The 12,059-nt window shown below is 66.8% G+C and carries 12 protein-coding genes and 1 riboswitch; of the genes, 7 read left to right on the forward strand and 5 right to left on the reverse strand.

Going from position 1 to position 12,059, the window contains the following annotated elements; all coding sequences use genetic code 11:
- The first annotated feature begins 69 nt into the window (after positions 1-69).
- The gene (locus tag BLU17_RS05850) at positions 70-1,284 is read left to right on the forward strand and encodes an MFS transporter (RefSeq protein WP_091995796.1); all 1,215 of its coding nucleotides are present in this window, start codon (positions 70-72) and stop codon (positions 1,282-1,284) included.
- A gap of 11 nt (positions 1,285-1,295) precedes the next feature.
- Here the strand turns inward: BLU17_RS05850 and BLU17_RS05855 are convergent, their stop codons facing one another.
- Both BLU17_RS05855 and BLU17_RS05860 read right to left on the reverse strand, forming a co-directional pair.
- Positions 1,296-1,838: a ferritin-like domain-containing protein gene (locus BLU17_RS05855; protein ID WP_091995683.1), complete on the reverse strand. Its 543-nt coding sequence runs from the start codon at positions 1,836-1,838 to the stop codon at positions 1,296-1,298.
- 50 nt (positions 1,839-1,888) lie between these two features.
- Positions 1,889-2,050 carry a DUF1328 family protein gene (locus tag BLU17_RS05860; RefSeq protein WP_091995685.1) on the reverse strand — a complete coding sequence of 54 codons (162 nt, stop codon included), beginning with the start codon at positions 2,048-2,050 and terminating at the stop codon, positions 1,889-1,891.
- A gap of 159 nt (positions 2,051-2,209) precedes the next feature.
- On the opposite strand from BLU17_RS05860, the gene BLU17_RS05865 reads away from it, so the two are divergent.
- Positions 2,210-2,347, forward strand: a complete 138-nt coding sequence (locus BLU17_RS05865; RefSeq protein ID WP_091995798.1) for an entericidin A/B family lipoprotein — start codon at positions 2,210-2,212, stop codon at positions 2,345-2,347.
- Positions 2,348-2,519: 172 nt separating this feature from the next.
- Here the strand turns inward: BLU17_RS05865 and BLU17_RS05870 are convergent, their stop codons facing one another.
- On the reverse strand, positions 2,520-3,488 hold the full coding sequence (locus BLU17_RS05870; RefSeq protein ID WP_091995687.1) for an EamA family transporter: 969 nt from the start codon (positions 3,486-3,488) through the stop codon (positions 2,520-2,522).
- Positions 3,489-4,123: 635 nt separating this feature from the next.
- Between BLU17_RS05870 and BLU17_RS05875 the strand changes: the two genes are divergently transcribed.
- From BLU17_RS05875 to BLU17_RS05895, 5 genes are all read left to right on the forward strand, one after another.
- Positions 4,124-4,534: a GreA/GreB family elongation factor gene (locus tag BLU17_RS05875; RefSeq protein ID WP_091995689.1), complete on the forward strand. Its 411-nt coding sequence runs from the start codon at positions 4,124-4,126 to the stop codon at positions 4,532-4,534.
- 84 nt (positions 4,535-4,618) lie between these two features.
- A riboswitch (TPP riboswitch) is annotated at positions 4,619-4,748 on the forward strand.
- A 103-nt stretch (positions 4,749-4,851) separates the two neighbouring features.
- Entirely contained in the window at positions 4,852-6,783 is a 1,932-nt protein-coding gene (gene thiC, locus BLU17_RS05880) for a phosphomethylpyrimidine synthase ThiC (protein WP_091995691.1), read from the forward strand.
- Between the two features lie 190 nt (positions 6,784-6,973).
- Complete coding sequence (locus BLU17_RS05885; RefSeq protein WP_176928934.1) at positions 6,974-7,195, forward strand: glycine zipper 2TM domain-containing protein; 222 nt, start codon at positions 6,974-6,976, stop codon at positions 7,193-7,195.
- A 310-nt stretch (positions 7,196-7,505) separates the two neighbouring features.
- Positions 7,506-7,952 carry a hypothetical protein gene (locus BLU17_RS05890; RefSeq protein WP_245746733.1) on the forward strand — a complete coding sequence of 149 codons (447 nt, stop codon included), beginning with the start codon at positions 7,506-7,508 and terminating at the stop codon, positions 7,950-7,952.
- A gap of 218 nt (positions 7,953-8,170) precedes the next feature.
- Entirely contained in the window at positions 8,171-9,769 is a 1,599-nt protein-coding gene (locus BLU17_RS05895; protein ID WP_091995693.1) for an L-lactate permease, read from the forward strand.
- A 73-nt stretch (positions 9,770-9,842) separates the two neighbouring features.
- On the opposite strand, the gene bamC is transcribed toward BLU17_RS05895, so the two are convergent.
- Entirely contained in the window at positions 9,843-11,087 is a 1,245-nt protein-coding gene (bamC, locus tag BLU17_RS05900) for an outer membrane protein assembly factor BamC (RefSeq protein ID WP_091995695.1), read from the reverse strand.
- Between the two features lie 392 nt (positions 11,088-11,479).
- Positions 11,480-12,049: a hypothetical protein gene (locus BLU17_RS05905; RefSeq protein ID WP_091995698.1), complete on the reverse strand. Its 570-nt coding sequence runs from the start codon at positions 12,047-12,049 to the stop codon at positions 11,480-11,482.
- Positions 12,050-12,059 lie beyond the last annotated feature (10 nt).

The following is a 12,059-nucleotide window of genomic DNA, read 5'->3' on the forward strand; positions in this document are numbered from 1 at the left end:
GCGCGCTCCGGTATGATCGGCACGCTCGAAGCCTGCCTTCCGTATCACGGGCGCCGCCCGCATTCGCACATGTCCACATCCGATCCGGCATCCGCTGGCGAAAGCCAGTCGCTGCGCGGCCTGCTGCTCCTGCTCGCGACCATCGCGGGCGTCGCGGTCGCGAACATCTATTTCAACCAGCCGCTGCTCGACGGCTTCCGTCAGAGCTTCCCCGCCGGCGCCGCCTGGATCGGCGCCGTGCCGGCCGGCACACAGCTCGGCTATGCGGCCGGCATGCTGCTGCTCGCGCCGCTCGGCGACCGCTACGACCGCAGACGCATCATCCTGCTGCAAACGGGGGGGTTGTGCGTCGCGCTGCTCGTCGCCGCCACCGCGCCCTCGCTCGGCGTGCTGGTCGGCGCGAGCCTCGCGATCGGCGTGCTCGCGACCATCGCGCAGCAAGCCGTGCCGTTCGCGGCCGAACTCGCGCCGCCCGAAGCGCGCGGCCACGCGGTGGGCACCGTCATGAGCGGATTGCTGCTCGGCATCCTGCTGGCGCGCACGGCGGCCGGTTTCGTCGGACAGTACTTCGGCTGGCGCGCGGTGTTCGGCGCCTCGATCGTCGCGCTGCTCGTGCTCGCGGTCGTGATCGTGAAGAAACTGCCGAGGAGCAAGCCCACGTCGACGCTCGGCTACAGCAAGCTGCTCGGCTCGATGTGGCATCTCGTGCTGGAACTGCCGGGGCTGCGCGAAGCCTCCGCCACGGGCGCGTGCCTCTTCGCCGCGTTCAGCCTGTTCTGGCCCGTGCTCACGCTGCTGCTCGCGGGCGAGCCGTTCCATCTCGGGCCGCAGGCGGCCGGTCTGTTCGGCATCGTCGGCGCGGCAGGCGCGCTCGCCGCGCCCATGGCGGGCCGCTCGGCGGACAAGCGCGGCCCCCGCGCGGTCATCACGATGTCGATCGCGCTCATGGCGATCGCGTTCGTCATCTTCGCGCTCTCGGGCAGGAGCCTGATCGGTCTCGTGATCGGCGTGATCGTGCTCGACATCGGAGTGCAGGCCGCGCAGATCTCGAACCAGTCGCGCATCTACGCGCTGCGCCCCGAGGCGCGCAGCCGCGTGAACACCGTGTTCATGGTTTGCTATTTCATCGGCGGCGCGACGGGCTCGGCCGTGGGCGCGACCGCCTGGCACGCGTTCGGCTGGATCGGCGTGTGCGCGGCCGGCATGGCATTCACCGCGCTCGCGGGCTGGATTCACTACGCGACGCGCCCGCGCGTCGGCGCAGGCGCGCAGGTTTCCTCCTGACGCCGGCAGCGCTATTTGCGCGTATAGAGCAAGTCGGTCATGTCGTCGGCATGCTCCTCCTCCACGGCGAGGATCTGCTCGAAGATGCGCCGCGTGGTCGTGTCGTCGTTGCCGAGATAACCGACGATCGCGCGATAGCTTTCGATGGCGATGCGCTCCGCGATCAGATTCTCGCGGATCATGTCCTTCAGGTCGGCACCCTCCTTGTATTCCGAGTGCGAGCGCGCGAGCAGCGTCGCGGGCGAGAAGTCGGGCTCGCCGCCAAGCTGGACGATGCGCGCGGCCAGCATGTCCGCGTGCTGCTGCTCTTCATTGGCGTGCTGAAGAAATTCGGCCGCCACCGACTCGGACTCGATGCCCTTCGCCATGAAGTAGTGACGCTTGTAGCGCAGCGCGCAGACGAGTTCCGTGGCGAGCGAATCGTTGAGCAGCTTGAGCACGGTCTCGCGATTCGCGGGGTAATCGGGCGTAACCGGTCCCTCTTCGAGATTGCGGCGCGCTTCCTCGCGCACGCGCTTGAGGTCGAACTCAAACGAAGCCTGTGTTTTCGACATTTGACTCTCCTTCGAACGTGGGGTACAAGAAGTGACTCTGACGGTGCGAGTCATGCGCGCAGCACGCCCAGCAGCAGCGTGACCACGAAGACCACCAGGAAGATGTAAAAGAGGATCCTGGCGATCTCTGCTGCGCCCGCGGCAATGCCCGTGAAGCCGAACACCGCGGCGATGATCGCGATAATGAAAAACACGATGGCGTAGTGAAGCATGGCTGGTCCTCCTTTCGGGCGGATGCTGCGCGTTGTGCTGGCGCCTCCCGCAAACGCCGGACCCGGGCATGGAGGCAGCGCGCGATGAGCGGTGGCACAAATGACCGGGCACGCGCCATGCTGGAGAAGGGTCTCCTTGACACCGTGGAGGACTTCCTCATGAAACGCCTGATTGCCCTCTTTCTCGTTACCGCTTCGATAGCAGCGCTCTCGGCCTGCAACACGATGGCGGGCGCCGGCGAGGACGTTTCCGCAGGCGGCCATGCCCTCACGAACTCCGCGGAAAAGGCGAAGTAGCGATCGGGAGACGGTAGGGGCGCCGGCATGGCGGCCGACTGCACGCGAGGGAAAACCGTGCGGGAGGGGTCGCAGGCGGGGCCGGACACGCGATGGACGGCGGCGGCGCGGCACGTGCGCGGCTGCGCGTGCGCCTCGGCCGCGACCGGAGCGCTCCCCTGCGGAGCCGTGCTCAGGAAACGCGGCGCCGGTCGTCGAACAGGAACGACAGCCCTACGCTGCCGAGAATCAGCACGGTCGCGACGATGGTCCCGCGCGTAACCGGCTCGCCGAGCATGAGCGCGCCGAGTGCGACGGCGACGACCGGGTTCACGTACATGCAACTGCTCGCGACGAGCGGGCTGGTATAGCGAATCAGATAGCCATAGGCCACGTAGGCCGCCATCGTGCCGACGAAAAGAAGGTAGAGGAACGCCGTGAGCGGCAGAAAATGCAGCGAGGTCATGCGCTCGCCGCTGAGCCATGCCACCGCGGTGGAAATCGCCCCGCCGAGGCCGATCTGCAGCGCCGTCGCGATGAAGAGATCGGCAGGCAGCGCGAGCCGTCCCGCCAGGTGCGCACCGATCGCCCAGAAAAGCGCGCCGCAGAGAATCGCGAGACTGCCGCCCGCCGAGCCGGAATTGCCGCCGCCATGGCTCAGGATCGCGATGCCCACGAGCCCGAGCGCGACCGCGGCCCATTCGGCCTTCGCAACGCGCCGCCCGGAGACCGCCGAGATCACCGTTGCGAAGAGCGGCACCGTGGCGACCATCACGGCCGCTGTGCCCGTGCCCACGGTGCGCATGCCGTAGGCGAGCATGCCGCTCGAAAGGCCCACGAGCAGCGTGCCCACCACGCCCGCATTGCGCACTTCGAGGAGCGTCGGCATGACGGGCCGCCGGCGCATCGCGAAGACGAAGAGGCCGACGCCCGCAAGCAGATTGCGCAAGCCGGAGAGCAGCAGCGGCGGGAACGAATCGAGCGCGACCTTCACGCCGAGATACGTCGACCCCCAGACGAAGTAGACGACGGCAAGCGAGAGCACAACGCGTCCGCCGCGCGATTGCGGCAGCCGCACGGCCCGCGCGAGCCGCCATAGCGTCGCCCCCGCGCGTAATGCGCCTGAGGCAATTCGGGACGGCAAATGCGGAGGCGTCGTCATGTCGCCGCGGCGGGTGAAGGGTCGGACCGCGGGCGCCCCGGCGGCAAGGCAGCGGGACGGATGAAGCTCGACGGCATGGTGCGAAAGCGGTGGAACGCGAAAAAGACGGAGTACGAAACACACCCGGCATGGGCGAAGCGCATTATGCAACAACGTCCGGCGTTGCGGAGGCTTTCGGGACGCTTTATGCCCGACAGCGTTGTTGCCGCGCGATAGGGCCAGAAAGTGCCAAAGCGAACGGCGCTCGCATTGCCTGAAAGCCGGGCGGGCGCGTGAAGCGGCGCTATGGACTTCGTGCTAGCATGCCAGATCCTTTCGATTAACTTTCACACCCTATCGCTCGCCATGCGTGAATCTGCCTTGTGCGCCCCCTTCGCCTTGCCGCTGCGCACCATGCGCCGCGTCGCGGCGCGCGCGCACGCCGCACGCATGCGACCGGCCGCCCGGCTTCGCCCGCGGCGTCTGCACGCCCCGCTCCGCGCCGCCCGGCGCCCGCACTGAACCCGCCTCCCCCGCCCCACCGGAGCCGTTCGGTCGGGCTCCGGGCCGATCCGTTGCACCGTCCGGCCACTTGGGCCGCCTGTTGCCTCACGTCCTTACATCGCCCTTTTTTCTGGATCGCAAGGAGAACCGCCATGTCGTCGAAGAGAATCCGCTATCTGACCGAGCTCGATGTCGCGCGCCTCGAAAAATGCGCCGCCGAGCCAGGCGCCGCGCCAGCGCGTCAGGCCATGCTCGACGACCTGCTCGAACACGCCGTGATCGTGGAGCCGCGCGAAGTCGCCGCGAATGTCGTCACGATGAATTCGCAGGTCACACTCGTGAACGAGCGCGATGGCAAAACACTGACGTACACCGTCGTCTATCCGCACGACGCGAACGTCGACGGCGGCCGGCTCAACGTATTCTCGCCCGCGGGTCTCGCGCTGCTCGGCGCGAAGCGCGGCAACACCGTGCGCTTCACGACGCCAGGCGGCGCAGTCGAGACGCTGAAGATCGAGCGCATCCTGTTCCAGCCCGAAGCCTCGAACGATTTCACGCTGTAAGTTCCGCGCGCGGCAAGCCGCGCCTGGCGCATCGCGCACGCGAAGGCACTTGCCAGATCGTCGCAGCGCGGTGTATCGTTTGGCCTGCTTACGCGGGGGTCCTGCGTCATGCGCCGCATCGAACGAAAGTCGTGCAGCGTATTGCGCGGGTGAGAAATACCCTTTGAACCTGATCTGGATAATGCCAGCGCAGGGAAGCGTCCGGACTTCGCAGCACCGCTCAACGCCGCATCTCGTCACAGCGAAGTCCGTCCACGTTCCATCTCGTCTCCTGCTAAGCCGCCGTTCCCACTTTGCTTTGCATGGAGAAGAGACGCATGAACGCGAATCCGAAGTTCATTTCCGCCAACGCGCACGTCGACGAAGCCGCGATCGCGCCGCTGCCCAATTCCCGGAAGATTTACGTGACCGGTTCGCGGCCCGACATCCGCGTGCCGATGCGCGAGATCGCGCAGGCGGACACGCCCACGGGCTTCGGCGGCGAGAAGAATCCGCCGGTCTACGTCTACGACACCTCGGGTCCGTACACCGACCCCGAAGCGAAGATCGACATTCGCGCGGGCCTGCCCGCGCTGCGCCAGGGCTGGATCGAGTCGCGCGACGACACCGAGGCGCTGCCGGGCCTCTCTTCCGAATACGGCCGCGAACGCGCCGCCGATCCGGCCACGGCCGAACTGCGCTTCCCCGGCCTGCACCGCACGCCGCGCCGCGCGCGGGCCGGCAAGAACGTCACGCAGATGCACTACGCGCGCCTGGGGCTCATCACGCCCGAGATGGAGTTCATCGCGATCCGCGAGAACCAGCGCCGCGCCGAGTATCTGGAAAGCCTCAAGGCGAGCGGCCCGAACGGCGCGAAGCTCGCCGCGATGATGGGCCGCCAGCACGCGGGCCAGGCGTTCGGCGCGGCGGCCTTCGGCGCCGACGCGCTCAAGGACATCACGCCCGAGTTCGTGCGCGACGAAATCGCGCGCGGCCGCGCGATCATCCCCGCGAACATCAACCACCCGGAAAGCGAGCCGATGATCATCGGCCGCAACTTCCTCGTGAAGATCAACGCGAACATCGGCAACTCGGCGGTGACGTCGTCGATCGGCGAGGAAGTCGACAAGATGACGTGGGCGATCCGCTGGGGCGGCGACACGGTCATGGACCTCTCGACCGGCAAGCACATTCACGAAACGCGCGAGTGGATCATCCGCAATTCGCCGGTGCCGATCGGCACGGTGCCGATCTATCAGGCGCTCGAAAAGGTCAACGGCAAGGCCGAAGACCTCACGTGGGAAATCTTCCGCGACACGCTGATCGAGCAGGCCGAGCAAGGCGTCGATTACTTCACGATCCATGCGGGCGTGCGCCTGCAATACGTGCCGCTCACGGCCAGCCGCATGACGGGCATCGTCTCGCGCGGCGGCTCGATCATGGCCAAGTGGTGCCTCGCGCATCACAAGGAATCCTTCATTTACGAGCATTTCGAAGACATCTGCGAAATCATGAAGGAATACGACGTGAGCTTCTCGCTCGGCGACGGCCTGCGGCCCGGCTCGATCTACGACGCCAACGACGAAGCGCAGCTCGGCGAACTGAAGACGCTCGGCGAACTCACGCAGATCGCGTGGAAGCACGACGTGCAGGTGATGATCGAAGGCCCCGGCCACGTGCCGATGCAGCTCATCAAGGAGAACATGGATCTCCAGCTCGACTGGTGCAAGGAAGCGCCGTTCTACACGCTCGGGCCGCTCACCACCGACATCGCGCCGGGCTACGACCACATCACCTCGGGCATCGGCGCGGCGATGATCGGCTGGTTCGGCACGGCGATGCTCTGCTACGTGACGCCGAAGGAGCACCTCGGCCTGCCGGACAAGGACGACGTGAAGGAAGGCATCATCACGTACAAGCTCGCGGCGCACGCGGCCGATCTCGCGAAGGGCCATCCGGGCGCGCAGGTGCGCGACAACGCGCTCTCGAAGGCGCGTTTCGAGTTCCGCTGGGACGACCAGTTCAACCTCGGCCTCGACCCGGACAAGGCGCGCGAATTCCACGACGAAACGCTGCCGAAGGACTCGGCCAAGGTCGCGCACTTCTGCTCGATGTGCGGCCCGCACTTCTGCTCGATGAAGATCACGCAGGACGTGCGCGACTTCGCCGCGAAGCAGGGCATGAGCGACGACGAGGCGCTGAAGAAGGGCATGGAAGTGAAGGCCGTCGAGTTCGTCAAGCAGGGCGCGGAGATCTATCAGCGCCAGTAAGCGCGACGTATGGCGAGGCGGACGCGCCCCGTCCGCCGAAACATTTTCTAACGACTCCCACAACTCTTTGACAAGCGCATACATCCGGATACGGATCGTTTGCCTACGATGAGGGTACTGGCGATGCGGCGCGTGCACCCGCGCATGCCGCACCGCGGATTCGATCACACTTCGCGTGGGGAGTCGACAAATGAAAACGCTCGAACATGCACGCACGCTGCTCATGGCGACGACGCTCGTCGCCATGCTGGGCAGTCTTGCGGCTTGCGACAACATGTCGAGACGCGACCGCGACACGGTGATCGGCGCGGGCGTCGGCGGCGTCGCGGGTGCGGCGATCGGCGGCAGCGCGCTCTCCACAGTGGGCGGCGCGGCGGTGGGCGGCATCGTCGGCAATCAGGTGGGCAAGTAACGTGCGCAACGGCTAGCCGATACGCTCGACGATGCGGATAACGGCACGATCGAAGCGACGGCACCGAACAAGCGACACGACAGGCAACACGCCATGAACGGCGTGCATCAGGGAAGGATGCGCGGCGCAGACCCTTGCAAGGGCTGCGCCGCGTTTGCTTGGGTCACGCGTAAACGCGGACGCGGCGCGGCGGGAAACATTCGGTAAGCGAATCGCAACACACGGCGCACGAGTCCGGCGTAAGCTCGAATGGATACGGCCCACCCCGCGGTACGCCTGCGCGGCCGTTCGCCCACTCGCGGAGCCCGCCATGAAACGCCCGTCTGTGACTGAGATCGCCGCTGCCCCACCACCGGTCCGAAACCTGCACGCAGCGCTCGCGCTGCACGACGCATTCAGGCGCGGCGCGGCCGCCAGCGCGCTCCTCGTGCTTTCCGGCTGTTACTACTATCCGTACGGTTACGCGCCCTACTACGCCGGCCCCGTGCCCGTGGCAAGCACGCAGCAGGAAACCGTCATTGCGCAAACGGCACCGAACCCAGCGCCCGTCGCGTTGCCCGACGCGCAATATCCCGGGCCGCTCTATCCCTCGCCGCCTGTCGCGGTCGCCGCGCCTGCCTGGCCCGCCTACCCCGTCGCGTATCCCGCGTATTACCCCTATCCCGCCTATCCCGCGTACGGCTGGGGCTGGGGCGCACCGGCCGTGTCGTTCGGTTTCGGCTACTGGGGCGGCGGCGGACACGGGCATCACCGCTGACACCCGGCGAATCGCAACGCCGCCGCCCTCGTCTGTGCGCAGAAGCGCCGCGAAACGGTGCCGGACCGTACTTTCCCTCCTTGACGCCCCCGTTTCGTTTTCTATCCTCCAAGTGGCTATCGGGGATTGAAGCACTGCCTTAACTAAGCCCGGCCAGGCGCCCCGGCGCGCGCTGCAGCTTCGTTGCGCCGATAACGAACCAGCATAAAGGAGACGTGATGTTCCATCAGCTGTTGACCCCTATCGGCAATTCGCTGCTCTTCTCGTTCCTCGTCGCCGTGCTGCCTATTCTCACGGTGCTCGCCCTGCTCGGCTGGGCCCGCCGGCCCGCCTGGCAAGCCTCGCTCGCGGGCCTTGTGGTCGGCCTGATCGTCGCGATCGCCGGCTGGCAGTTTCCGGTCAATCTCGCGATCAGCTCCGTGCTCGCGGGCGCGGTGTTCGCGCTATGGCCGGTCATGTGGATCGTCGTCACCGCGATCCTGCTCTACAACATCGCCTTGCGCTCGGGCCGCTTCGCGGCCTTTCGCATGTGGCTGCTCGACAATCTGCCCAACGACCGGCGCATCGTGCTAGTCGTGGTCGGCTTCTCGTTCGGCGCGCTGTTCGAAGGGATATCGGGCTTCGGCACGCCGATCGCCATCACAAGCTCGCTGCTCATCATGCTCGGCTTCCCGACGCTCGAAGCGCTCACCTTCACGCTCATTTTCAACACGGCGCCGGTGGCGTTCGGCGCACTCGGCGTGCCGATCACGGTGCTCGGCGCGGTCACGCACCTGCCCGCCGACGTGCTCGGCCAGATGGTCGGCCGCCAGTTGCCGTTCTTCGCGTTGCTGCTGCCGTTCTATGTGATCGCGATCTACGCCGGCATGCGCGGCATGCTGCGCATCTGGCCGGTGCTGCTCGTCGCGGGCGGCAGCTTCGCGCTCACGCAGTTCGTCACGGCCAACTACATCAACTACAGCCTCACCGACGTGCTTTCGTCGCTCGTCTCGCTGATCCTCACCATCCTGTTCCTGCGCGTGTGGAAACCCGCACCCGATGAGCGCTTCACCATCAAGGTCGATCGCGCGAGCGAAGTGCGCGGCACCGTGACGGGCGCGCAGGGCTGGTATCCGTGGATCATCGTCGCGGCCGTCGTGATCGTCTGGACGATCGCGAAGGTCTTCACGATCGGCGACGTGAAAGTGCCGTGGCCTGGCCTCGACAAAGCCGTCTACATCACGCTCTACAACACGCCCTACGGCGCGATCTGGGACTTCCAGCCGCTCGCCACGGGCACGGCGATCCTCGTCGCCGCGATCATCACCGCGTTCGTCGTGCGCCTGAAGCCCGCCGACTTCGGCGGCGCGATCGTCGACACATGGACGCAGACGCGCATCGCCATCCTGACGGTCGCGACCATCGTCGGGCTCGCGTTCCTCATGAACTATTCGGGGCTCACCTACACGCTCGGCCTCGGCGTCGCTTCGGTCGGCGCGTTCTTCCCGCTCGTTTCGGCCTTCCTCGGCTGGGTGGCGGTGTTCCTCTCCGGCAGCGACACCTCGGGCAACGCGCTGTTCGGCAACCTGCAGGTGGTGGCCGCGAAGCAGCTCAACCTCAATCCGATCCTGATGGCGGCCACCAACTCCTCGGGCGGCGTGATGGGCAAGATGATTTCGCCGCAGAACATCGCGACGGGCGTCGCCACCACCGAACTCAAAGGCCAGGAAGGCCACGTGTTCGCGAAGACCTTCAAGCACTCGATCCTGATGACGGTGCTGCTCGGCATCCTCGTCTGGCTGCAGCAGAACGTGCTGACATGGATGATTCCGCATTGAGCACGCGCACATGCAAAAAGCCCGCCGGCGCGACGAAGCGCGGGCGGGCTTTTTGGCGGCGTAGACGCGAGACTTAATGCAGCTCGTCGACCACGAGACCCATGATCTCCCGCGCGGGGCGCGACGCGTCGATCTGGCCGTTGTCGTCGACGATCGCGACGCGGGTCTGGTTCTCGGTCACGGCGCGCACATTCAGCTTGTACTGTTTCGCGATCTTTTCCTTGCGACCGTGAAAGATCTGGTTCCAGAAGCCTTGCTCGTCCGACGTCATGTCCTTCGGATCGACGTAGCGCACGTAGTAAATGCCCTTCGCGCGGTCGCGGTCGTCCACCGTGAAGTTGGCGCGGTCGAGCGCGATGCCCACGCGCACCCAGGCGCGGTCATACGGCTCGCCAAGCGTGAGCTCCGTCGAACTGTACTGCCCCGAGGTGCCCTCGGCGCCCGCCTTCGACGACCCGCTGCCCGACTGCTGCCCCACGGCCGCGACGTTCTGCGCAGCGATGGCGGCGGCAGCCGCATCCGGCCCCTTCGACTTCGAGTCGGTGCCCTTGCTGTTGGCCTTGGCGTCGGCTTCGGCCGCGATCTGCGCGTCGGGCACGCCCGGCTTCGCGTTCGCGAGCGTCATCATGAGACGCTTGAGATACTCGGCTTCGAGCGCGGGATCGTTGGGCTTGGGCACCCACTTGCTCGTGTCGTTGTTGGTGCCCGAAAGCTGCTCGCTCAGACCCTTCTGGCTGATGAACACGTAAGTGCCGCCGGAGGGCGACGTTTCGAGGCGCGTGCGGTACTTGTTGCGCTCGGCGGTCACGTACGAGTTGCCCGTGGCCCACGAGAGCGTGTTGCGGATGAGGCCGTCGCTGATCTTCGGATGGGTTTCGTTCCAGTCCGTTTCCATCACGCCCTTGTCGCGCTGGTCGACCACCAGCAGGAAGCCTTGTTCCTGCCAGAAGCGGCGCACCTGCGCCCAGACCTGCTCGGGCGTACGGTTTTCCACGACGAGCCAGCTTTCCGTGCCGTCGCGCTGGATATGCATGCCAGGCACCTGCGGAAGCACCTGGGTCTGGTCGGACGACGGCGAGGCGGCCTGGGTCTGCTTGAGCGAGGACAACGAGGCTTCGCCGCCCTGCGGCGGAAGCGAACGCTGATCCGACGTTTCGTCGAGCATGTTCGGCGGCACAGCCAGCGAGGACTGCTTTGCCTTGGCGTCACTGCGGTAATCGATCTTGCCCGGCGTCGGCGAGCTGCAGCCGGCGACCAGCCCGCCCGCCATCATGAGCGCAAGGGCGCGTGCGGCAAGACGTTGATGAAAATCACTCATGTTCGGGTAATCCCTTCGGCTACGCCACGGCCAGTTTCCGTGGATCAACCAGCCATTTTACCGGTCTGTCGGCCGGCTGTGCAAAAACCGAGGTGCGGCGCCGCTTTACGGTCGAGCGATGCGCGCCGGGTAGCCGCGACGCCGGTCCCGACTTGCCGCCCGGTAACGTTCGCCGACGTTCGAACCGACGCGGGCCGGCCGCCGCATCGCCGGTCGAGGAACAGGCCGGGCCCGTCGGCGCCGGGCGTGCTCCCCGGCAACAAATGCCGAAGGCTGCCTCTTGCGAGGCCTTCAGCGAGCACGGATTGCGCGGACGCGGCGACGGGACGGCAAACCGGGCGTTGCAAAGCGTGACGACGGCGGCGTGACGACGGCGCAAGCGCGCGTATGCCTTACTCGTCGGCGTTCGGAGCCGGCGTGGTCTTCGCGAGCGGCGCCGGCGCGAGCCAGTGGAACGTCGCGAGTCCGGACTCGTTGAACGTGCATTCCGCAGCCGCCGGGGTGTGCACGGCCTTCTTGATGCCGAGCTTCGCGGCCAGTTCCGCGACCGGCGTGGTCGGCTTGCTTTCCGACGCGGTGCCCTGCGCCGCGGCCGGCGCCACGGGAACGGACATCATGCCGGGCAACGGCGCTGCCACGCCCGTCGGCGCGGTGACCCGGGGCGCTTCCTGAACGTTCGCCGCCGCACCAGACGACGCTTGCACCACTTCCGACGCAGCCTGCGCCGGCAACGCCGCGGCGGCCGGCGCCGTGCCGTGCTCCAGTCGCCCTTCGATCACGACGCGCGCGCCGCGATACGTCGTCGCGCTGTGCGTAACCTTCAGCTCGCCGAGCGTCGTGCCGGCGAGGCGGTTGCGCATCTCTTCTTCGCAGGTGCTGGTATTGCGGTACTGCGCCGCGCATCCCGCGAGCAGGGTGACGGCGGCCGCGAGGCCGGCGAAGCAGGCGTTCCGTATGTTCATCGCTGTTCCG

Source organism: Paraburkholderia lycopersici (genome assembly GCF_900096975.1).
GTDB lineage: Bacteria > Pseudomonadota > Gammaproteobacteria > Burkholderiales > Burkholderiaceae > Paraburkholderia > Paraburkholderia lycopersici.

Bases quoted from the DNA above. Each gene is read 5' to 3' on its own strand.
- BLU17_RS05850 (WP_091995796.1), top strand. From the start codon at position 70: ATGTCCACATCCGATCCGGCATCCGCTGGCGAAAGCCAGTCGCTGCGC.
- BLU17_RS05855 (WP_091995683.1), bottom strand. From the start codon at position 1,838: ATGTCGAAAACACAGGCTTCGTTTGAGTTCGACCTCAAGCGCGTGCGC.
- BLU17_RS05860 (WP_091995685.1), bottom strand. From the start codon at position 2,050: ATGCTTCACTACGCCATCGTGTTTTTCATTATCGCGATCATCGCCGCG.
- BLU17_RS05865 (WP_091995798.1), top strand. From the start codon at position 2,210: ATGAAACGCCTGATTGCCCTCTTTCTCGTTACCGCTTCGATAGCAGCG.
- BLU17_RS05870 (WP_091995687.1), bottom strand. From the start codon at position 3,488: ATGACGACGCCTCCGCATTTGCCGTCCCGAATTGCCTCAGGCGCATTA.
- BLU17_RS05875 (WP_091995689.1), top strand. From the start codon at position 4,124: ATGTCGTCGAAGAGAATCCGCTATCTGACCGAGCTCGATGTCGCGCGC.
- thiC (WP_091995691.1), top strand. From the start codon at position 4,852: ATGAACGCGAATCCGAAGTTCATTTCCGCCAACGCGCACGTCGACGAA.
- BLU17_RS05885 (WP_176928934.1), top strand. From the start codon at position 6,974: ATGAAAACGCTCGAACATGCACGCACGCTGCTCATGGCGACGACGCTC.
- BLU17_RS05890 (WP_245746733.1), top strand. From the start codon at position 7,506: ATGAAACGCCCGTCTGTGACTGAGATCGCCGCTGCCCCACCACCGGTC.
- BLU17_RS05895 (WP_091995693.1), top strand. From the start codon at position 8,171: ATGTTCCATCAGCTGTTGACCCCTATCGGCAATTCGCTGCTCTTCTCG.
- bamC (WP_091995695.1), bottom strand. From the start codon at position 11,087: ATGAGTGATTTTCATCAACGTCTTGCCGCACGCGCCCTTGCGCTCATG.
- BLU17_RS05905 (WP_091995698.1), bottom strand. From the start codon at position 12,049: ATGAACATACGGAACGCCTGCTTCGCCGGCCTCGCGGCCGCCGTCACC.